Source organism: Novosphingobium aerophilum, assembly GCF_014230305.1.
Lineage (GTDB): Bacteria > Pseudomonadota > Alphaproteobacteria > Sphingomonadales > Sphingomonadaceae > Novosphingobium > Novosphingobium aerophilum.
Genome location: NZ_JACLAU010000010.1, coordinates 35,226 through 56,002 on the forward strand (window position 1 = coordinate 35,226; position 20,777 = coordinate 56,002).

The 20,777-nt window shown below is 70.9% G+C and carries 21 protein-coding genes and 1 tRNA gene; 8 read left to right on the forward strand and 14 right to left on the reverse strand.

Translation table 11 applies throughout. The features are described 5' to 3' along the window. Positions 1-71: 71 nt before the first annotated feature. Together H7F49_RS08740 and H7F49_RS08745 are read right to left on the reverse strand one after the other, a co-directional pair. Entirely contained in the window at positions 72-1,316 is a 1,245-nt protein-coding gene (locus H7F49_RS08740) for an ABC transporter permease (RefSeq protein ID WP_185683211.1), read from the reverse strand. After that, entirely contained in the window at positions 1,313-2,347 is a 1,035-nt protein-coding gene (locus H7F49_RS08745; RefSeq protein WP_185683212.1) for an ABC transporter ATP-binding protein, read from the reverse strand. Before H7F49_RS08745 ends, H7F49_RS08740 begins: the two co-directional genes overlap by 4 nt. A 65-nt stretch (positions 2,348-2,412) precedes the next feature. Here H7F49_RS08745 and queG point away from each other — a divergent pair, with 65 nt between their 5' ends. Further along, positions 2,413-3,462, forward strand: a complete 1,050-nt coding sequence (queG, locus tag H7F49_RS08750; RefSeq protein WP_185683213.1) for a tRNA epoxyqueuosine(34) reductase QueG — start codon at positions 2,413-2,415, stop codon at positions 3,460-3,462. A gap of 166 nt (positions 3,463-3,628) precedes the next feature. Here the strand turns inward: queG and H7F49_RS08755 are convergent, their stop codons facing one another. The 10 genes from H7F49_RS08755 to H7F49_RS08800 all read right to left on the reverse strand — a co-directional run bounded on the left by H7F49_RS08755 (position 3,629) and on the right by H7F49_RS08800 (position 12,753). After that, on the reverse strand, positions 3,629-4,858 hold the full coding sequence (locus H7F49_RS08755; RefSeq protein ID WP_185683214.1) for an NAD(P)/FAD-dependent oxidoreductase: 1,230 nt from the start codon (positions 4,856-4,858) through the stop codon (positions 3,629-3,631). Between the two features lie 131 nt (positions 4,859-4,989). Then, complete coding sequence (locus H7F49_RS08760) at positions 4,990-5,397, reverse strand: DUF3035 domain-containing protein (protein ID WP_185683215.1); 408 nt, start codon at positions 5,395-5,397, stop codon at positions 4,990-4,992. A 4-nt stretch (positions 5,398-5,401) separates the two neighbouring features. Then, positions 5,402-5,932 (reverse strand): signal peptidase II, encoded by a 531-nt coding sequence (gene lspA, locus H7F49_RS08765; RefSeq protein WP_185683216.1) that lies wholly within the window; start codon positions 5,930-5,932, stop codon positions 5,402-5,404. Then, the gene (ileS, locus tag H7F49_RS08770; RefSeq protein WP_185683217.1) at positions 5,929-8,778 is read right to left on the reverse strand and encodes an isoleucine--tRNA ligase; all 2,850 of its coding nucleotides are present in this window, start codon (positions 8,776-8,778) and stop codon (positions 5,929-5,931) included. Before ileS ends, lspA begins: the two co-directional genes overlap by 4 nt. A gap of 97 nt (positions 8,779-8,875) precedes the next feature. After that, positions 8,876-9,802 carry a bifunctional riboflavin kinase/FAD synthetase gene (locus H7F49_RS08775; RefSeq protein ID WP_185683218.1) on the reverse strand — a complete coding sequence of 309 codons (927 nt, stop codon included), beginning with the start codon at positions 9,800-9,802 and terminating at the stop codon, positions 8,876-8,878. A gap of 8 nt (positions 9,803-9,810) precedes the next feature. Next, positions 9,811-10,296: a dihydrofolate reductase gene (locus H7F49_RS08780; RefSeq protein ID WP_185683219.1), complete on the reverse strand. Its 486-nt coding sequence runs from the start codon at positions 10,294-10,296 to the stop codon at positions 9,811-9,813. 5 nt (positions 10,297-10,301) lie between these two features. Beyond that, complete coding sequence (locus H7F49_RS08785) at positions 10,302-11,360, reverse strand: 5-(carboxyamino)imidazole ribonucleotide synthase (protein WP_185683220.1); 1,059 nt, start codon at positions 11,358-11,360, stop codon at positions 10,302-10,304. 4 nt (positions 11,361-11,364) lie between these two features. After that, complete coding sequence (gene purE, locus H7F49_RS08790) at positions 11,365-11,850, reverse strand: 5-(carboxyamino)imidazole ribonucleotide mutase (protein ID WP_185683221.1); 486 nt, start codon at positions 11,848-11,850, stop codon at positions 11,365-11,367. 1 nt (position 11,851) lies between these two features. Further along, positions 11,852-12,538: a 2,3-diphosphoglycerate-dependent phosphoglycerate mutase gene (gene gpmA / locus H7F49_RS08795; protein WP_185683222.1), complete on the reverse strand. Its 687-nt coding sequence runs from the start codon at positions 12,536-12,538 to the stop codon at positions 11,852-11,854. A 50-nt stretch (positions 12,539-12,588) separates the two neighbouring features. Then, a complete protein-coding gene (locus H7F49_RS08800) occupies positions 12,589-12,753 on the reverse strand; it encodes a hypothetical protein (protein WP_185683223.1) in 165 nt (54 codons plus the stop codon). Between the two features lie 149 nt (positions 12,754-12,902). On the opposite strand from H7F49_RS08800, the gene H7F49_RS08805 reads away from it, so the two are divergent. Further along, positions 12,903-12,977 (forward strand) — tRNA-Thr (locus tag H7F49_RS08805). Between the two features lie 92 nt (positions 12,978-13,069). Continuing rightward, positions 13,070-13,399, forward strand: a complete 330-nt coding sequence (locus H7F49_RS08810) for a hypothetical protein (RefSeq protein ID WP_185683224.1) — start codon at positions 13,070-13,072, stop codon at positions 13,397-13,399. Positions 13,400-13,435: 36 nt separating this feature from the next. Here H7F49_RS08810 and H7F49_RS08815 read toward each other — a convergent pair whose 3' ends face one another. Next, positions 13,436-13,738 (reverse strand): GNAT family N-acetyltransferase, encoded by a 303-nt coding sequence (locus H7F49_RS08815; protein ID WP_185683225.1) that lies wholly within the window; start codon positions 13,736-13,738, stop codon positions 13,436-13,438. Positions 13,739-13,814: 76 nt separating this feature from the next. Between H7F49_RS08815 and H7F49_RS08820 the strand changes: the two genes are divergently transcribed. Continuing rightward, positions 13,815-14,816 (forward strand): threonine aldolase family protein, encoded by a 1,002-nt coding sequence (locus H7F49_RS08820; protein WP_185683226.1) that lies wholly within the window; start codon positions 13,815-13,817, stop codon positions 14,814-14,816. Further along, positions 14,813-15,736: a DMT family transporter gene (locus H7F49_RS08825; RefSeq protein WP_328806627.1), complete on the forward strand. Its 924-nt coding sequence runs from the start codon at positions 14,813-14,815 to the stop codon at positions 15,734-15,736. The genes H7F49_RS08820 and H7F49_RS08825 overlap by 4 nt, the downstream gene beginning before the upstream one ends. A gap of 9 nt (positions 15,737-15,745) precedes the next feature. Here H7F49_RS08825 and H7F49_RS08830 read toward each other — a convergent pair whose 3' ends face one another. Beyond that, positions 15,746-16,531 carry a Rossmann-fold NAD(P)-binding domain-containing protein gene (locus H7F49_RS08830; RefSeq protein ID WP_185683227.1) on the reverse strand — a complete coding sequence of 262 codons (786 nt, stop codon included), beginning with the start codon at positions 16,529-16,531 and terminating at the stop codon, positions 15,746-15,748. 59 nt (positions 16,532-16,590) lie between these two features. Between H7F49_RS08830 and pepN the strand changes: the two genes are divergently transcribed. The 3 genes from pepN to petA all read left to right on the forward strand — a co-directional run bounded on the left by pepN (position 16,591) and on the right by petA (position 20,773). Continuing rightward, the gene (gene pepN / locus H7F49_RS08835; RefSeq protein WP_185683228.1) at positions 16,591-19,230 is read left to right on the forward strand and encodes an aminopeptidase N; all 2,640 of its coding nucleotides are present in this window, start codon (positions 16,591-16,593) and stop codon (positions 19,228-19,230) included. Then, complete coding sequence (pgeF, locus tag H7F49_RS08840; protein ID WP_185683229.1) at positions 19,223-19,987, forward strand: peptidoglycan editing factor PgeF; 765 nt, start codon at positions 19,223-19,225, stop codon at positions 19,985-19,987. The genes pepN and pgeF overlap by 8 nt, the downstream gene beginning before the upstream one ends. A gap of 222 nt (positions 19,988-20,209) precedes the next feature. Next, positions 20,210-20,773 carry a ubiquinol-cytochrome c reductase iron-sulfur subunit gene (gene petA / locus H7F49_RS08845; RefSeq protein ID WP_185683230.1) on the forward strand — a complete coding sequence of 188 codons (564 nt, stop codon included), beginning with the start codon at positions 20,210-20,212 and terminating at the stop codon, positions 20,771-20,773. Positions 20,774-20,777: the final 4 nt, after the last annotated feature.

Below are 20,777 nucleotides of genomic sequence, written 5' to 3' on the forward strand. Positions count from 1 at the left end.
CATCCGGGTCTGCAAGGTTAACATCCTAGCGTAATATTCTTTCCCGGGGAAGCACGTTTCGAACCGGCTGGTCAGGCCCTCCCGAGACGCAGCCAGCGCCTTGCGCCGGAGCGGCCCTGGGCCCCGCCGGCCGGGCCGGACTTGAGCACGCGGCGGCGGAACAACTGGGCGCCGAACCGCACGAACAGGGTCACCCACAGCGCCTGCCAGGCCAGCGCCAGCAGGTGCGGGGCCAGGCCCGGCTCCATCGCAGCGCGCGCCAGCATGGTGAAGGGGCTGCTGAACGGCACGATCTGGGCCGTGCGCGCCATCCACGAATCGGGCGCGCCCACCGCGGCCGTGGCGAAGAAGAACACCAGCAGTTGCAGCATGGTCACCGGCATCGACAGCGTCTGCACCTCGCGCACGGTCGAGGCCATCGATCCGATCGTCAGGAACACCGCGCCCAGCAGCAGATAGGCCATGGCGAAATAGGCCACGCCCAGCGCCAGGAAGGCTGGCCAGCCGACCGCCGGCGCGGCCAGCTCGGCCAGGCTATGCCCGCCGCCCAGCAGGACCCCGCCCGCGGCCAGGCCCCAGACCGCGATGCCGACGAAGGACACCGCGAGCATGGCGAACAGCTTGCCCAGGAACACCGCGTCCATCGGGATGGCGGCGGCCAGGATCTCGATGATCTTGTTGGCCTTCTCCTCGACCAGGTTGGACAGGACCATCCCGGCGAGGAGCATGGTGAGCAGGAACAGCACGGTCTGGCCGAGCTGAGCCGTGCGCATGCGGGCGATCTTGTTGGTTCCGGACGGCACCGCCACCGGGGCCAGGGTCACCTTGGGCATGGCCCGCGGCCGGGTGTCGAGGGCGGCGGCGGCGATCAGCCGCACCGGCACCTGCTGCGCTTCCACCATGCCGGCCGACCCGGTCAGGACCGGATGCTCGGGCGTGCCGCTCAGCACCGCGTCCACCGCGCCGCGCTGTCCCGCCAGGGTTGCGGCCGGGGCCTCGCCGGGCTGGGCGCGCAGGGGCACGAGTTCGGGCAGCAGGCGATCGAGCTCGCCATCGATCCGCCGCGCCGCCGCGGTCATCGCCGCAGTGTCGGCCGGGGCCATGGCCACGCCCAGCCGCGGCCGGCCGGCGTTCTGCTCCACCTGCTGGCCCACGCTGCTGGCCAGCGCGCTGACCGCCAGCATGAACAGCGGGCCGATCAGGAAGGCCAGGAAGCTGCGCGAGAACAGCACGGCGGAAAAGTCGCGCCGGGCGACCACCAGGGCGGCGGACAGGGCGGTCAGGCGGCCGCCGGACCGGTCGGGGGTCGTGGTCATCGGGCCCGCTCCTCTTCGGGGTTGGCGTCCAGCGCGCGCGCCGCGGCCTCGCCGGCGATGGCGACGAAGGCATCGTGCAGCCCGGCGCGCTCGATCGACAGCGAAAGGATCCCCGCCTCGCCCTGGATCAGCGCGCGCAGCAGCGGCTCGATCCCGCTTTCGGGCAGGGGGAAGTAGAAGAAGCTGGATCCGTCGAGCTTGCGGTCATGCCGCGCATCGGCGGGCAGGGCCGCGCGCCAGGCACCCTCGGCGGCGCGCGTCTCCAGCCGCACCTGCGGGCGGATCCGGTCGCGCGCCAGGTCCACCGGCCCGGCGAAGGGCACCTTGCCCCCGGCGATGATCGCGATCCGGTCACACAGCCGCTCGGCATGGGCGATCACGTGGGTGGAAAAGATCACCGTGGTGCCGCGCTCGGCCAGACCGCGCATCATCTTCTCGAGCTTGCCCTGGTTGAGCGCGTCGAGCCCGGAGAAGGGCTCGTCGAAGATCACCAGCCGCGGCTCGTGGACCAGGCAGGCCAGGATCTGGACCTGCTGCGCCATGCCCTTCGACATCTGGCGGATCTGCCGGTCGGCGGCATAGCCCAGGCCATGCTCCTCCAGCAGCAGCTTGCCGCGGCGCCGGCCCTCGGCCAGCGGCAGCCCGCGCAGCGCGCCGACGAAGGCGATCGCCTCGTGCGCCTTCATCGCCGGATAGAGCCCGCGCTCCTCGGGCAGGTAGCCGATCGCATGGGCCACGTCGTGCGGCCGCTCGGCGCCCAGCACGCGGCGCACCCCCTCGTCGGGATCGATGATCCCCAGCAGCATGCGCAGCGTGGTGGTCTTGCCCGCCCCGTTGGGGCCCAGCACGCCATAGATCGCGCCTTCGGGCACGGTCAGGTCCACCCCGTCGACCGCGGTGAAGCCGTCGAACCGCTTGACCAGCCCGCGCGCCTCGATCGCCAGCGGCCGATCGGTTGCGGCGCCAGCCGGGACGGGTTGCGAATCAGGCGCGTTGCCCGCTGCCTGCCAATTGCCTAGGTCCATCTTCATCGGTGTGCCCTGCTAAGCCCCGCGTGTGAAGATGGACCTAAGCAGTCTTGGTTAACGATCCGGTCATGACCGACCTGCTCGCCGCGCTGCGCGCCGAAGCCGCGCGCCTGGGCTTTGCCGCCTGCGGGATCGCTCCGGCGGCCGAACCCGGGCAGGCGGCCCTGCGCCTGCGCGAATGGCTCGATGCCGGGATGCACGGGCAGATGGACTGGATGGAGCAGCGCTTCGATCACCGCCGCGGCCCGCAGGCGCTGTGGCCCGAGGCGCGCAGCGTGATCGCCCTGGGGATGAGCTATGCCCCGGCGGACGATCCGCTCGCCCTGGCCGACCATCCCGATCGCGCGCGCATTTCGGTCTATGCGCGGGGCGCGGACTATCACGACACGGTCAAGAAGGCGCTGAAGGCCCTGGCCCGCTGGCTGGTCGACGCTGCGCAGCGACAGGGGCTGGGCCCGGTCGGGGTCAAGGTCTTCGTCGATACCGCCCCGGTCATGGAAAAGCCGCTGGGGCAGGCGGCGGGACTGGGCTGGCAGGGCAAGCACACCAACCTGGTCAGCCGCGAACACGGCTCATGGCTGTTCCTCGGCGCGATCTACACCACGCTGGACCTGCCCGCCCAGGCTCCGGCGCGCGATCGCTGCGGCTCGTGCGAGGCCTGCCAGCGGGCCTGCCCGACCCAGGCCTTCCCGGCCCCCTACCGGCTCGATGCGCGGCGCTGCATTTCCTACCTGACGATCGAGCACAAGGGCCCCGTGGCCGAGGAATTCCGCGCCGCCCTGGGCAACCGCATCTATGGCTGCGACGATTGCCTGGCGGTCTGCCCATGGAACAAGTTCGCCCAGAGCGCGGCGGCCCTGCGCGCCTTCCTGCCCCGGGCCGAACTGGCCGCGCCGAAGCTGGCCGATCTGCTGGCGCTGGACGATGCCGCCTTCCGCCGCCTGTTCTCCGGTTCGCCGATCAAGCGCATCGGGCGCGACCGCTTCGTCCGCAACTGCCTCTATGCCGCGGGCAACAGCGGCGATGCCGGGCTGGTCGGCCCGGTGCAGGCGCTGCTCGACGATCCGGACGAGGCCGTGGCCGACGCCGCGCGGTGGGCCTTGGCGCGGTTGCGGTAAGGCGGTTCGCGCAGGGGGCGCAAAGGCGCGAAGAGGTGGCGCCCGGACTTCCGCGAATCGGCCCAAACCGATCATGACGATTGCTCCGACCGCCTGCTCCGCCGGGGAGCTTCGCCTCAGTCACGCCACCTTTGCGCCTTCGCGCCTTTGCGCGAACCGAAGCGGCTCAGGCTGGCACCAGGTCCTTGAGCGGCACCGAGGCATCGGCCAGGACCGCGGGATCGATCACCGCCCCGGCCTCGACCAGCTTGCGGGCCTGGACATAGTCCTTGACCGCATTGACGCAGTCCATCGCGATCAGTCGTCCGCCCTTCAGATAGGCGACCGAGAACGAGCGCGCCTCCGGATCGCCGCGCATCACGCTCTGGTCGTAGCCGGCCGAGATCCCGGCGGTCTGCAGCTTGAGATCGTACTGGTTGGACCAGAACCACGGGAACGCGCGATAGGGCTTGGCCTCGCCGCAGATCGCCTTGGCGACGCAGGCCGCCTGATCGTTGGCGTTCTGGACCGATTCGACCCGCATCACCAGACCGCCGGCATAGTCGCAGGCAAAGCTGGCGCAGTCGCCCACGGCATAGATGTCGGGCAGCGAGGTGCGGCAGAACTCGTCCACCTCGACCCCGTTGCCCCCGGCGGCGCCGGCCGCGATCAGCGGGGCCACGGCGGGGACGATGCCGATGCCCACGATCACCGCATCGGCGGGGATCACGCTGCCGTCGGCCAGCTTGACCCCGCTGACGCGCCCCTCTCCGACCAGGCTGTCGACCGCCACCCCGGTGCGCAGATCGACCCCGTGAGCGCGATGCTCCTTTTCGTAGAAGGCGGACAATTCGGGCCCGGCGACGCGAGCCAGCACGCGGGGCATGGCCTCGAGCAGGGTGACCTGGCAGCCCAGCTTGGTCAGCACGGCGGCCGCTTCCAGCCCGATGTAGCCACCGCCGATGACCACGATGTGGCGCACCCCGCCGTCGATCTCGCCCATCAGCTGGTCGCAGTCGACGCGGGTGCGCACCGCGTGGACCCCGGCCAGGTCGGCCCCGGCGCAGGTCAGTTGGCGGGGATCGCCGCCCGTCGCCCAGATCAGCTTGCCATAGGGGAAGGTGCCGCCATCCGACAGGGTCAGGGTCTTGGCCGCGGGATCGACCGCGGTGACCTCGACCCCCAGCTTCAACGCCACGTCCTTTTCGCCCCAGAACTGCGGCGGGCGGATGTAGAGCCGGTCGAAGGTCTTCTCGCGGGCGAAGTATTCCTTGGACAGCGGCGGGCGTTCATAGGGCGGCTCGCTTTCGCGGCCGATCATCGTCACCGTGCCGGTGAAGCCCGCCTGGCGCAGCACCAGCGCGGCCTGGGCCCCGGCATGCCCGGCCCCGACGATGACGACATCCGCTCCGCTCATGATTCGATCCCTCTTCCGCCACGCGTGCTGGTGCACGCGCTTGGCGAAATCGGCCGTCCCGTCAAGCGGCTACGCGCGCAATCCGGGCGCCATAGCGGGCCGGCGCCGATTCCACGCCAGGGGAACAGACGTCAGATCGAGACCTGCGCCTCGCGCCCGTCGCCCTGCGGCGCTGCGATGATGTCGCGGGTCACCTCGCCCTTGGCGACGGTGTTGGTCTTGGGATCGCCCACGGCGGTGCGGATTCCCGGGGCGGGGGTGCCGGCCCGGCCCAGTGTGCTCCGTTCGATCTCGCTGCGCGGGGCCGATCCGCCGAACAGGGCGTCGAGCGTCTGCTGCTGGCTGTTGGCGTCGGTCGGGCGCGGGGCGCCGGGCTGCGGCGGGGTCAGCGCGAAGTCGGGCGGCACCACCAGCGGAGCCTGGCGCTGCACCGCGAACTCGTCGGGGCGCGCCCGGCTCAGCAAGCCGCCGCCCGATCCGCAGCCGGCGAGCAGCAGCGAGGTCCCGGCAAGGGTGAGGAGCGGGATGGACTTGCGCATGGTATCAACTCTCCGAAGGCACGTGCCCGGCATCGCCGTCCACGTCGGCGCGCTTGTCGCGCGAAAGGAACGAGCGGGCAAGGATTATCAGGACGCCGATGCTGATCGCCGCATCGGCCAGGTTGAAGATCTGGAACGGGCGGAACTCGCCGAAGTGGAGGTCGGCATAGTCGACCACGTAGCCCAGCACCGCCCGGTCGTGGATGTTGCCGAGCGCGCCGCCCAGCACCAGGCCCAGGGCCAGGCATTCGGGCCGCGTGCGTTCGCGCAGCAGCCAGACCAGCACGGCGGCGGCGATCAGTCCGGTCAGTCCGACCAGCAGCCAGCGGCTCTCCACCGAGGTCGCGCTGAGCAGCGAGAACGAGACGCCGAAGTTCATCGCCCAGCGCAGGTCGAACACCGGCAGCAGATCGATCACGCCCAGCTCGGGCAGGCGCAGCGGGCCGATCATGGCGCGCTTGACCAGCTGATCGGCGCCATAGACCAGCGCCGCGGCGATCAGCCCCGCCAGCCGATGCCGCCCGACCGGGGTCAAGCCCCGGCGCCCATGGCCGCGTCCTGCGCCGCGACCACGTCCTCGCAGCGGCCGCACAGCGCGCCATCCTCGGCCACTTCGGGCAGGTGGCGCCAGCAGCGCCCGCACTTGGCATCGGTGGTGGGAGTGACGGTCACGGCCTCGCCCTGCCCGGGCGACACTGTCGCGGTGATGAACAGCTCGGCCAGGTCCGCCGCGGACACGTCGGCGGGCGCCCCGGCGGGCAGGGTGACCGCGGCGGCCAGGCTCGATCCGATCACCTTGTCGCGGCGCAGCGGCTCGATCGCTTCGGTCACCTGCTCGCGCAGCGCGCGCAAAGCGCCGTAGCGCTCGCCCAGGGCCGGGTCGTGCCAGTCGGCGGGCAGGGGGTGCAGCTCTTCCAGGTGGACGCTGCCGCGGTCCGGGAAGCGGCTGGCCCAGACCTCCTCGGCGGTGAACACCAGCACCGGCGCGGCATAGCGGATCAGCGCCTGGAACAGCACGTCCAGCACGGTGCGGTAGGCCCGGCGCTTGGGATCGGACGGCGCGTCGCAGTACAGGCAATCCTTGCGGATGTCGAAGAAGAAGGCCGACAGGTCCTCGTTGCAGAAGTCGACCAGCAGCCGGGTATAGCCGTTGAAGTCGAAATCGGCGATCGCCTGGCGCAGCGCGGCGTCCAGCTCGCTCAGCCGGTGCAGGACATAGCGTTCCAGCTCGGGCATGGTCGCCGGCTCGATGCCCTCGCTCGCCCAGTCGAACCCGTCGAGCGCGCCCAGCAGATAGCGGAAGGTGTTGCGCAGCTTGCGGTACTGGTCGGCCACGCCCTTCAGGATCTCGTCGCCGATGCGGTGGTCCTCGGTGTAGTCGACCGACAGGGCCCACAGCCGGACGATGTCCGCGCCATAGGTCTCCATCACCTTCAGCGGATCAACCGTGTTGCCCAGCGACTTGGACATCTTCATGCCCTTGGCGTCCATCGTGAAGCCATGGGTCAGGACCGCCTTGTAGGGCGCCCGCCCCCGCGTCGCGCAGGCTTCCAGCAGCGAGGACTGGAACCAGCCGCGATGCTGGTCGGATCCTTCCAGATAGAGGTCGGCCGGCCAGGTCAGTTCGGGCCAGCGCCCGCTTTCCAGCACGAAGGCATGGGTCGATCCCGAATCGAACCACACGTCGAGAATGTCGGTGACCCGCTCATAGTCTTCGACGCGGTACTGGTCGCCGAGCAGGGCCGGTGCATTGTCGTCGCACCACGCGTCCACCCCCTTGGCATGGACCGCCGCGACGATGCGGGCGTTGACTGCCGGATCGACCAGGTACTGCCCGGTCTTGCGGTTCACGAACAGGGTGATCGGCACGCCCCAGGCGCGCTGGCGGGAGAGCACCCAGTCCGGGCGCCCTTCCACCATCGAACGGATCCGGTTGCGGCCCTTTTCCGGGACGAAGCGGGTGTCGTCGATGGCCTGCAGCGCGGTCTGGCGCAGCGTGGTGCCGGCGCCCTCCAGTTCGCGCATGGCCTTCTCGATCTCGTCCAGGTGCTCGCCCTCGGGATCGATGTGCTTGTCCATCGGCACGAACCACTGCGGGGTGCAGCGGTAGATCACCTTGGCCTTGGACCGCCAGGAATGCGGATAGGAATGCCGGTAATCGGCCGAGGCGGCTACCAACCCGCCGGCCTCGCGCAGGGCCGAGCAGATCGGCCCGTCGGGGGCGTTGAACTTCGGATTGATGACGGAGCCCTCGCCGCCCAGCCACGGCCAGTCGGCGCGGTACCGGCCATCCCCCTCGACCGCGAAGACCGGATCGATCTTGTTGGCCTTGCACAGGATGAAGTCATCCTCGCCATGGTCGGGCGCCATGTGGACGAAGCCGGTGCCCGAATCGACCGTGACGAATTCACCGCTGAGCAGCGGGCGCAGCGTGGCGAAGAACCCGCCCAGCGCGTGCATCGGGTGGCGCACCCTGGTGCCGGCCAGCGAGGCGCCCTTGATGAAGAAGTGCAGGTCGTGGGTCTCGTGGCCGATCCGGCGGACGAATTCCTGCACCAGCGGTTCGGCGATCAGGTACCGCCGCCCGCCGGTCTCGATCAGGTGGTAATCGATGTGCGGGCCATAGGCGACCGCCTGGTTGACCGGGATGGTCCAGGGCGTGGTGGTCCAGATCACCACGTGGGCGCCGATCAGGTCGGCATCGGGCGCCTCGACGATTTCGAAGGCGACGTCGATCTGGGTGGACACGATGTCCTCGTATTCCACCTCGGCCTCGGCCAGGGCGGTCTTTTCCACCGGGCTCCACATCACCGGCTTGGCGCCGCGATAGAGCTGGCCGCTTTCCGCGAACTTCAGCAGCTCGCCGACGATGGTCGCCTCGGCCTGGAAGTCCATGGTGAGGTAGGGATTGTCCCAGTCCCCGTTGATCCCCAGCCGCTTGAGCTGCTCGCGCTGGGTGTTCACCCACTTCTGGGCATAGGCGCGGCATTCGGCGCGGAATTCGGCGGCGGGCACCTCGTCCTTGTTGCGCTTCTGCTTGCGGTACTCCTCCTCGACCTTCCATTCGATCGGCAGGCCGTGGCAGTCCCAGCCGGGCACATAGGGCGCGTCCTTGCCCAGCAAGGACTGGGTCCGCACGACCATGTCCTTGAGGATGTGGTTCAGCGCGTGGCCGACATGGATGTCGCCATTGGCATAGGGCGGGCCATCGTGGAGGATGAACTTGTCCCGCCCGGCCCGGGCCGCGCGCAACTGGCCGTACAGGCCCTGGTCCTGCCAGCGCGCGAGAATGCCCGGCTCCTTCTGGGGCAGGCCGGCCTTCATCGGGAAATCGGTCTTCGGCAGGAAGACGGTCGATCTGTAGTCGCGCTGTTCGGTCATGATCGGCGGCCTTAGAACATTCGGCGAAAGAACGGGAACCGCTTTTTCGCAGGGACCGCTGCAACTCCGACAATCGCCTGTCGGGATTTGCCGCAGGTCAGGCGGTAAGCAGTTGCCGCGCCGCCGCACAGTCCGCCGCGATCGCGGCGGTCAGGGCCTCGAGCCCGTCGTATTTCGCCTCGGGCCGCAGGAAGGCGTGGAATTCCACGTCGATCACCTGGCCATAGAGGTCCTCGGCAAAGTCGAAGAAGTGCGGTTCGAGCAGCTCCTTGGGCGGATCGAAACTGGGCCGCACCCCCATGTTGGCGGCGCCGTTCAGCACCCGGCCGTCGGGCAGGCGGCCGCGCACCGCATAGATGCCGTAGCGCGGGCGCAGATAGTGCCCCATCGGCAGGTTGGCGGTGGGGAAGCCGATCGTGCGGCCCAGCTTGTCGCCGTGCTGCACCTCGCCGCGCACGGTGAAGGGGCGGGTCAGCAGCCGGGTGGCAGTGGCGCAGTCGCCAGCCTCGAGCGCGGCGCGGATGCGGGTCGAGGAAACCGGCTGGCCCTGGTCCAGCACCGGCCCGACCGTGCGCGCGGCGATGCCGTGGCGCGCGCCGGTTTCGGCCAGGACCGCCGTGGTGCCGCTGCGCGCCCGGCCGAAGGTGAAATCCTCGCCGGTGACCACGCCGGCCACGCCGAACCGCTCGTCCAGCATCGCGGCGATCCATTCCGGACCGGTCATGGCGGCCACCGCCGCGTCGAAGTGGATCACCAGCATGGCCGCGGCGCCGGCGGCGCCGAACAGCGCCGCGCGCTGGTCCAGCGTGGTCAGGCGGAACCAGGGCGCGTCCGGCACGAAGAAGCGCTTGGGGTGCGGATCGAAGGTCGCGACGATCGCCGGCCGCCCCTCGGCCCTTGCCCAGCGCACCGCTTCGCCGACCACCGCCTGGTGGCCCAGGTGGAAGCCGTCGAAATTGCCCAGCGCCAGCACGGCGCCGCGCAGCTCGGCGGGGAACGGTTCGCGGCTGTCGAGACGGATCATCGCGGCGCCTATAGGTCGCGGACCAGCGTCACGAAAGCGTGGCCCGGCGTCTCGCCCGAAGGGACGTGGTCCTCGCGGAAGGTCTCGCGCCAGCCCGGCCCCAGCGGCGGCATCACGGTATCCCCCGCCACCTCGGCCTGGACCTCGGTCAGCTCGAGCCGCGCCGCCCGGGGCAGGGCCAGGGCGAAGATTTCGGCCCCGCCGATCACCGCCACCTCGCCCGCGCCGGCCAGGGCCAGTGCCGCGTCCAGATCGTGCGCGACCTCGGCCCCCGGCGCGGACCAGGCCGGATCGCGGGTCAGCACGATGTGGCGGCGGCCGGGCAGCAGTCCGGGCAGCGAGACGAAGGTCTTGCGCCCCATCACCATCGGCTTGCCCATGGTGAGCGCCTTGAAGCGCTTCAGGTCGGCGGGAATGTGCCAGGGCAGACGCCCGTCGACGCCGATCGTGCCGTTGCGCGCGGCCGCGACGATCAGAAACAGGTCCTGCGCCATCGGCTTCAGTCCAGCACCAGCCGGGTGACATGCCCCATCTTGCGGCCCGGGCGGGCGGCGGCCTTGCCGTAGAGGTGCAGGTGATTGGCGGGATCGGCCAGCAGGGCCGGCCAGTCATGCGCGGCATCGCCGATCAGGTTGTCCATCACCACGCCGCGCGCCGCCAGCCCGGTGTCGCCCAGCGGCAGCCCGCAGATCGCGCGGACATGGTTCTCGAACTGGCTGGTGATCGCGCCCTCGATCGTCCAGTGACCCGAATTGTGGACCCGCGGAGCCATTTCGTTGAACACCGGCCCGGCCTCGGTGGCGAAGAACTCCAGCGTCAGCACGCCGACGTAGTCGAGCGCGTCGGCCACCCGCCGGGCCAGGGCGCGAGCCTCGGCCACCTCGTCCCGGACCAGGGTGGACCCTGGCACGGTCGACCGGGCCAGGATCCCGCCCTGGTGGACGTTCTCGGGCGTGTCCCAGAAGCGCACGTCGCCATCCGCCGCGCGACACAGGATCACCGAGAACTCGGCGCGAAAATCGATGAAGCCTTCGTAGATCAGCGGCGTGGCGGGCAGGTCCAGCCCGACGGCGTCGGCCGGGGCCATGATCCGCCACTGGCCCTTGCCGTCATAGCCGTCGCGCCGGGTCTTGAGGATGCCGGGCACACCGATCGCGGCAATCGCCTCGGCCAGCCCGGCGGCGTCGTCCACCGCCGCAAAGGGCGCGGGACGGCCGCCGAGGCCGGAGACGAAGGTCTTTTCCGAAAGGCGGTCCTGCGCCACTTCCAGCGCCCGGGCCCCAGGCAGCAGCGGCGTGTGGCCCAGCGCGGCGAGGGGGCCCACCGGCACGTTCTCGAACTCGTAGGTCACCACCGCGCAGTCGGCAGCGAAGGCGGCCAGCGCGGCGGCATCGTCCCAGCCCGCGCAGGTGAAGGCGGCGCAGACCTCGGCCGCGATCGAATCGGCTTCGGGCGCATAGACGTGACAGCGATAGCCCAGCTGCGCCGCGGCCATGGCCAGCATCCGGCCCAGCTGGCCGCCACCCAGGATGCCGATGGTCTCGCCGGGCGGGATCATCGCGTCACGACGGCCTTTCCGCGACCTTGGCGGTCTGCGCTGCGCGATAGGCCTTCAGCCGGTCGGCCAGCCCCTCGTCGTGAGTCGCCAGGATCGCCGCGGCGAGCAGTCCGGCATTGACCGCGCCGGCCTCGCCGATCGCCAGGGTGCCGACCGGAATGCCCGCCGGCATCTGCACGATCGACAGGAGCGAATCCTGACCGGACAGCGCGCGCGACTGCACCGGCACGCCCAGCACCGGCAGGTGAGTCAGGCTGGCGACCATGCCGGGCAGGTGCGCCGCCCCGCCGGCGCCGGCGATCACCACCTTGAAGCCCTCGTCCGCGGCGCCCCTGGCGAAGGCGAACAGCCGCTCGGGCGTGCGGTGGGCCGACACGATCCGCACGTCGGTGGCGACGCCCAGCTGGTCCAGCACCTCGGCCGCGCCCTGCATCGTGGCCCAGTCGGACTGGCTGCCCATGATGATCGCGACGGGGGCGTGCTGGCTCATCTCAGCGCTCCGACAGGTAATAGCGTTCGGTCGCGTTCAGCGCGGCGTCGAGCTCGTAGACGATCGGCTGGCCGGTGGGGATTTCCAGCCCGGTGATGTCGGCATCGGAAATGCCCGACAGATGCTTGACCAGGGCGCGCAGCGAATTGCCGTGCGCCGCGACCACCACCGTCTCGCCCGCGGCGAGCTGGGGCGCGATCGCGCTTTCGTAATAGGGCAGGACGCGGGCGATCGTGTCCTTCAGGCTTTCGGTGCTGGGGATCGCGATCCCGGCATAGCGCGGGTCGGCCGCCAGATCGAACGCGCCGCCGGGCTCCAGCACCGGCGGGGGAATGTCGAAGCTGCGGCGCCAGATCTTGACCTGCTCGTCGCCATGCTGCGCGGCCGTCTCGGCCTTGTCCAGCCCGGTCAGCCCGCCATAGTGGCGCTCGTTCAGGCGCCAGTCCTTGGTTTCGGGGATCCACAGGCGGCCGGCCGCCTCGAGCGCCAGGTGCAGGGTCTTGATCGCGCGGGTCTGCAGGCTGGTGAAGGCCACGGTCGGCAGCACGCCCTTGGCGGCCAACAGGGCCCCGGCGGCACGGGCCTCGGCCTCGCCCTGGGCGGTCAGGTCGACATCCCACCACCCGGTGAAACGGTTTTCGAGGTTCCACTGGCTCTGGCCATGGCGGACAAGGATCAGGCGCGGCACGGTTGGGCAGGCTCCCGGCTGGTTGAGGGCAGGACTGGACCGCGCAGCCCCTAGCGGCTGGGGTCCAGTTTGGGAAGGGCGGGGGACGATTCGCCCGTTTCCAGCGCGCGCGCCTGGGCCTTGCGCCGGCGCAGGTTCTCGCGCAGCTTGGCGGCCAGGCGCTCCTCGCGGGTGGTGGGCGCGGCGCGCCCCGGTTGGGTCGACGGATCGGTCACCGCCCCTCCCTGCCGCCTGGCGACGCTTCCGGCAAGAGGCCGGGCGTCGCAGGCCGCCGAACGCGGCTTGACAAGCCGGGGTTGCCCCTCCATTAGCGCCGCCCTGCCCGCCGGTGCCCTCAGGCCCCAGCGGCGCGCGGAAATGGTGTGCTGCTGTAGCTCAGTGGTAGAGCGCATCCTTGGTAAGGCTGAGGTCGGGAGTTCAATCCTCCCCAGCAGCACCATTTCCCTTTTTCCCGTCGTCAGCGCTGTTCATTCCGGGCCTGCTGGCCTATGCCGGGCCGGTCCTGCCCGTCGGCGCCCGGAGTCTGTCCCGATGTCTGCCTCTCCGTCCGCCGCGCTCGACGCCGGTTTCGACCTGGCCCGCGATACCGCCGCCCTGCTGGTCGAATCCTGGAGCCTGTCGCTCGAATCGGCCGCGGTGATCTGGTTGCGCCTGGGCAAGCTGGCCGCGCTCGACGCTTCGGCCCTGGCGGAAGGCGAGCTCATGCTGGGCGAGAAGGTTCAGGCCGCGGTCGAACATTCGTGGCGCCTCGCCTCGGGCGGCTTCGGTCTGACCCCGCATCGCGCCGCGCGGGGCAGCGTGGCCTTCTATCGCCGCCAGGTCGCCGCGAACCGCCGCCGCCTGTCGCGCCGCGAGGGCTGACCGCTCCGGCCCGACGGCCGACCCTGCCCGGCGCCGTCAGGCCAGCAGGTCGCTCCAGTCCGGATGGCGCCGGAACTGGGCCGCCACGTAGGAGCACTGCGGCACGATACGGAAACCCTGCGTCCGGGCGTCGGCAATCAGCGCCGCGACGAGCTGCCCGGCCACGCCGCGCCCCTCGAAGGCCCGCGGGACCAGGGTGTGCTCGGCCACCCGGACGGGACCGCCGGCATCGTCGCGCGCGACCCAGGTCAGCCGCGCAACCTCGCTGCTGCCGGGCAGTTGCGCGTGATACTCGCCCACGCCACCCTGCTCGAGCCTGACGATCTCCAGATGATCCATGATGGCTAGTCCTTTCGCGCAGCGGGGCGGTTGTCGGCTTGACCCGCCGGGCACTCTTCGCAATCAGCGAAAGCCCATGCAGTTCCTCTCCGATAACGCCGCCGCCGTCCACCCTGCCGTCTGGCAGGCCCTGCGCGATGCCGATGCCCCCGATGCGCCCTATGACGGCGATCGCTGGAGCGCGCGGCTGGACGAGGCTTTCTCGGCCCTGTTCGGGCAGAGCTGCACGGCCCTGTGGGTGGCCACCGGCACGGCGGCCAACTGCCTGGCGCTGGGGGCGATGGTGCCGCCCCATGGGGCGGTCATCTGCCACCGCGAGGCGCATATCGAAACCGACGAGGGCGGGGCCCCCGGGTTCTACCTGCATGGCGCCAAGCTGCTCCTGGCCGAAGGCGAGGGCGCGCTGCTGACCCCGGCTTCGGTCGAGGCCGTGCTCGCCGGCATTCGCCCCGATGTCCACCAGGTCCAGCCCCAGGCGATCTCGATCACCCAGGCGAGCGAATATGGCCGGGTCTATCGCCCGGCCGCGGTCGCGGCGCTGGGAGCCCTGGCGCGCGAGCGCGGCCTGCGGCTGCACATGGACGGGGCCCGCTTCGCCAATGCCGTGGCCCATCTCGGCTGCACCCCCGCCGCGGCGAGCTGCGCGGGCGGGGTCGCCGCGCTGTCGTTCGGCTTCGTCAAGAACGGCGGGATGGGGGCCGAGGCCGTGGTGTTCTTCGATCCCGAGCTGGCGGCGGTGACCCGCTATCGGCGCAAGCGGGCCGGGCACCTCCAGTCGAAGGGGCGGTTCCTGGCCGCCCAGATCCTGGCCATGCTGGAGCGCGACCTGTGGCTGGACAATGCCCGCGCCGCCAATGCCGCCGCGGCCGAGCTGGCGACGGCCTGCGGCGACCGGCTGCTCCACCCGGTCGAGGCCAACGAGCTGTTCTTGCGCTGCACCGCGGCCGAGCGCGCCGCGCTGCGCGCGCAGGGCTTCGGCTTCTATGACTGGGGCCCGGACGCCGCCCGCCTGGTCACGGCCTGGAACAGCGATCCCGCGCACGTCACCGCGCTGGCCCGCGCCCTGGCGGCGCTGTGACCGCGCCGCAGGCGATTGGCCCCGCCGCGGCCCCGGCGTCGCGGGCCGGGGCGATCCTCTCGTTCGCGATCATCTCGGTGGTCTGGGGATCGACCTGGCTGGTGATCAAGGACCAGATCAGCGTGGTGCCGCCGGCCTGGACGATCACCTGGCGCTTTGTCGTCGCCGGTGCGGCCATGGTCCTGCTTGCCGCGGTTCGCCGCGAGCCGCTGCGCCTGCCGCCCGGCGGGCAGAGCCTGGCGGCGCTGGTCGGGCTCACCCAGTTCCTCGCCAACTACCACTTCGTCTACCATTCGGAGGCCTATCTCACCTCCGGCCTGGTCGCGGTGCTCTATGCCCTGCTGATGGTGCCCAACGCGATCCTCTCGGCCGTGGTGCTGGGCACCCGGGTGACCGGGCGGTTCCTGGCCGGTTCGGCCGTGGCCGTGGCGGGGATCGCGCTGCTGCTTCTGCACGAGATCCGCCTTGCCCCGGCGGCCGACCAGGTCTGGCTGGGGATCGTCCTGTCACTGGCCGGGCTGCTCTGCGCCTCCTGCGCCAACGTCGCCCAGGCCACGCCGCGCGCCGCGGCCTGCGGGACCATCCCGTTCATCACCTGGGCCATGCTGTGGGGCGTGCTGTTCGAAACGGTCTGGGCCCTGGCCACCGCCGGACCCCCGGTGATCGATCCGCGGCCGGCCTACTGGGGCGGGGTGGTCTATCTGGCGATCTTCGGCTCGGTCCTGCCCTTTCCGCTCTATTTCAAGCTCATCCGCGACATGGGGGCGGGCCGGGCGGCCTACACCTCGGTGGTCACCCCGATCGTCGCGATGATCCTGTCGACCCTGTTCGAAGGCTATCACTGGACTCTGCTCGCCGCGGCCGGATCGGTTCTGGCCATGGTCGGGCTGCTGATCGCGCTGAGCGCGAGACGGACCTGACCCGGGGGCCTAACCGCCGGCGGCAAGGACCGCGCGCAGCCCCTCGCGATAGGTTGGATAGGCCGGCACCCAGCCGAGGACGCGGCGGGCCTTGCGGTTGGTCACCCGCCGATTCTCGGCATAGAACGCGCGCGCCATCGGGGAGAGCCCGGCCTGGTCGAGCGGCAGCAGCGGTGGCAGGGGCAGGCCGGTCAGCCGGGCAGCTTCCTCGATCACCGCGTTCTGCGGGCAGGGCAGGTCGTCGGCCAGGTTGTAGGCCCCCGGCGGCGCGGCGATCCCGGCGAGCACACCGCTGGCGATGTCGTCGACATGCACGCGGCTGAACACCTGTTCCGGCAGGTCGATCCGGTGGGCCTGGCCGGCACGCAGCCGGTCAAACGGAGATCGTCCCGGGCCATAGATCCCGGGCAGGCGGAACACCCGGGCCCCGCGCGCCAGCCAGGCGGCATCGCATTCGGCGCGGGCGCTGCGCCGGCCGGTGCCGGTGGGCGCGCTTTCATCGACCCAGGCCCCGCCCGCGTCGCCATAGACCCCGGTGGAGGACAGATAGCCCAGCCAGCGCCCGGCCAGGGCATCGCCATAGCGGTCCAGCACGGGGTCCAGCCCCTCGCCCCCGGGCGGGACGGAGGACAGGACCGCAGCGGCATCGGCCAGCGCGGCGCGCACGGTGCCCTCGTCGTCGAAGCCCAGCGTGCCGTGGCGCCCGGTGGACATCACCTCCCACCCCTGCGCGGTGAAGCGATCGGCGATCACGCCGGCCGAATAGCCCAGCCCGAAGATGAACAGACGCCGCATCGTAACTTTCCATAGGGGCACGGCTGGCATTCGGGCAAGCAGGCACTAAGAAGGCGGTCATGGATCTCTTGCCCGACACCGCTCCCCCCCCGACCGCCAATGCCGAGACGGCGCCGACCCCTCCGCCGGTGATTCGCCGGGCCGACTATCGCCCCCCGGCCTGGCTGGTCCCCGAGGTGGCGCTGGACTTTGCGCTGGGTCTCGACGCGACCACGGTCCGGGCCGAGCTGACCGTGCGCCGCAACCCCGCCATCGACCGCGCGCCGCTCCGCCTTGCGGGGGACGGGATCGCCGCCCGGGCGGTGACGGTCGATGGCCTGCCCAGCAACGCGTGGCGGATGGACGGGGCCGACCTGGTGATCGACCTGCCGGGCGCCGAACACCGGATCGGGATCGAGACCGCGATCAACCCGGCGGCCAACAGCCAGCTGATGGGCCTCTATGCCTCGGGCGGGATGCTCTGCACCCAGTGCGAGGCCGAAGGCTTCCGCCGCATCACCTTCCATCCGGACCGGCCCGACGTGCTGTCGGTCTACCGGGTCCGGCTGAGCGGGGACAAGGCCCGCTTCCCGGTGCTGCTGGCAAACGGCAACTGCATCGCCACCGGGGACCATGGCGATGGCACCCACTGGGCCGAATGGCACGATCCCTGGCCCAAGCCGTCCTACCTGTTCGCGCTGGTCGCCGGCGATCTCGTGGCCACCCGGGACCGCTTCACCACGATGTCGGGCCGCGCGGTCGAGCTGGCGATCTGGGTGCGCCCGGGGGACGAGGGGCGCACCGCCCACGCCATGCGCAGCCTGATCCAGTCGATGCGCTGGGACGAGGAAGCCTTCGGGCGGGAATACGATCTGGATCTGTTCAACATCGTCGCCGTGTCCGATTTCAACATGGGGGCGATGGAGAACAAGGGGCTCAACGTCTTCAACACCCGCTATGTCCTGGCCGATCCGGAAACGGCCACCGACGGCGACTATGACGCGGTCGAGGGGGTGATCGGGCACGAATACTTCCACAACTGGTCGGGCAACCGCGTGACCTGCCGCGACTGGTTCCAACTGAGCCTGAAGGAAGGCTTCACCGTGCTGCGCGACCAGCTTTTCAGCGCCGCGATGGGGTCCGAGCCGGTCAAGCGGATCGAGGATGTGCGGGTGCTGCGCGCGGCCCAGTTCCCCGAGGATTCGGGCCCGCTGGCCCATCCGATCCGGCCGGATTCGTACCAGGAGATCTCCAACTTCTACACCGCCACGGTCTACAACAAGGGGGCCGAGGTGATCCGCATGATGCGCACCCTGGCCGGTCCCGAGCGGTTCCGCGCGGGCTGCGACCTCTACTTCGCCCGCCACGACGGCGAGGCCGCAACCTGCGAGGACTTCATCCGCGCGATCGAGGAGGGGGCCGGGCTCGACCTGACCCAGTTCCGCCTGTGGTACAGCCAGGCGGGCACCCCCAGGGTCACGGCCCGGCTCGATCATGCCGGCGATACCGCCACGCTGCACCTGGCCCAGCAGGTCCCGGCCACGCCGGACCAGCCGAGCAAGCAGCCGATGCCGATCCCGCTGCGCATCGCCCTGCTGGACCGCGCCACCGGGCGCCACGCCGGCGAACACCTGGTCGTGCTCGACACGGCCGAGGCGCGGTTCGATTTTCCCGGCCATGCGCAGCCGCCGGTCCTGTCGATCAACCGCGGCTTTTCGGCCCCGGTGGCGCTGGATGCCGGGCAGTCGGACGCCGATCTGGTGTTCCTTGCCGCCCACGATGACGATCCCTTCGCCCGCTACGAGGCGCTGCAACGGCTGATCGTCGGCCACCTGACCGGCGCGATCGATGGCACGCTCGACGCGGCCGGGCGCCAGGCCGGGCGCGAGGCGATCGGCGGGGCGCTGGCCGCCGTGCTCGACGATCCCGCGCTGGACGATCTGATGCGCGGCGAGCTGCTGATCCTGCCCGCCGAAAGCTATCTGGCCGAACAGGTCGCCGCCGCCGATCCGGTGTCGATCCGCCGCGAGCGCGAGGCGCTGAAGGCCTGGCTGGCCGACCGCCTGGCCGACCGTTTCCTCGCCCTCCACGATCGGGCGATCCTGGTGCCCTATTCGCTCGACGCTGCGGCCCGCGGCGCGCGCAAGGTCAAGACCCAGGCCCTGGTCTACCTGGCCGCCGGGCGACCCGAGGAGGCGGCGCGCCGGGCCGCGGCGCAGTACGATGCGGCCGACAACATGACCGACCGGCAGGGCGCGATGATGGTGCTGTGCGGGCTCGACACCCCGCTGCGGGCGCAGAAGCTGGCCGATTTCCACGCCCGCTATGCCGCCGATGCCCTGGTCATCGACAAGTGGTTCTCGCTCCAGGCGGGCTCGCTCCACCCTGCGGCGCTTGATCATGTCCGCGCCCTTGCGGGGCATCCCGACATGACGCTGACCAATCCCAACCGGGTGCGCTCGCTCTACATGGCCTTCGCCGCCAATGCCGGGGCGTTCCACGCCGCCGACGGATCCGGATACCGGATCATCGCCGACCTGATCCTCGCGCTCGATCCGCTCAATGCCCAGACCGCCGCGCGCTTCGTGCCCCCGCTGGGTCGCTGGCGGCGGATCGACCCGGGCCGGGCCGCCCTGATGCGCGCCGAGCTCGAGCGGATCCTCGCCGCGCCCCGCCTCTCGCGCGACACCTACGAACAGGTCAGCCGCAGCCTTGGCTGAGGTGGAGGTCCTGCGGGCCGCCGTGTTCGGCGATTGGCCGCACGGCTTCCTCGGACGGGCCGGGGGCCTCTCCGGCGGGCCGGTCGCGGGGCTGAACGTCGGCCTTGGCGCGGGTGACGATCCCGACACGGTCCGCGCCAACCGCCAGCGCGCGGCCGCGGCGATCGCGCCGACGGCGCGGCTGGTCACGGTCTACCAGGTCCACTCGGCCGAATGCGTCACCGTGGGCGAACCCTGGCCCGACGACGCCCGGCCCGAGGCCGATGCCCTGGTGACGGACCGGCCCGGCCTGCTGCTGGGTGTGGTCACCGCCGATTGCGCGCCGGTGCTGCTTGCCGACCGGACCGCCGGAGTGATCGGTGCGGCCCATGCCGGGTGGAAGGGGGCGTTCGGCGGGGTGACCGATGCCACCGTCATGGCGATGGAGGCCCTGGGCGCCCGGCGCGAAGCGATCGTCGCCGCGGTCGGGCCGTGCATCGCCATGGCCAGTTACGAGGTCGACGCCGGATTCGAGGCCCGCTTCCTGGCTGCCGATCCCGCCAACGGACGGTTCTTCGCGCCCGGCCGCCCCGACCATGCCCAGTTCGATCTGGAAGGCTATGTCGCCCACCGCCTGGCCGCGGCCGGGGTGGGTCGGGTCGAGCGGCTCGGGGAGGACACCTATGCCCAGGAGTCGCGGTTCTTCTCGTTCCGCCGCGCCACGCACCGCGGCGAACCCGCCTATGGCCGGCAGATTTCCGCGATTGCCCTGCCCTGAAGGACACTCCCCTCGCGGCACCAAGAGGCCTATGCGGGGCCGGTAAAAATGCGGTTGGCAGGGCTTGGTTTCGCGTCTATCAGGCCGGCCAAGTCGGACCGGGAACGGCTGAAAAAGGCGCAATCGCGCCGTCTGCGGTCACCCGGAACATCGACCGAATACTTCGACGGGCCCGGCCCGGCACCAGCCGGAGCGGGCCGCTAGAGCAGGGCAAGGTCAACCATGTCAGATCATGCGGGCACTGAAGCCGTACTTCCCGAAGGGGAAGGGGTGCGTCGGCGCGACTTCATCAACATTGCCGCGGTCAGTGCCGCCGGCGTCGGCGGTGTCATCACGCTGCTGCCGCTGGTCAGCCAGATGGCCCCCTCGGCCGACGTGCTGGCCGAAAGCTCGACCGAGATCGACGTCAGCGCGATCGCGCCCGGCCAGGCGATCAAGGGCATGTTCCGCAAGCAGCCGGTGTTCATCCGCAACCTGACCCCGGCCGAGGTCGAGGCCGCCAACAAGGTCGACGTCGCCAGCCTGCGCGATCCCGAGACGCTCAAGCAGCGGACCAAGGAAGGCAAGGAAAACTGGCTGATCACCATGGGCGTCTGCACCCACCTCGGCTGCGTGCCGCTGGGTGCCGGCGAGGGCGAGGTGAAGGGCGAGTTCGGCGGCTACTTCTGCCCCTGCCATGGCTCGTCCTATGATACGGCCGCGCGCATCCGCAAGGGTCCGGCTCCGAAGAACCTTCAGGTTCCGGAGTACGCATTCACCTCCGACACCATCGTCAAGATCGGCTGAGGTC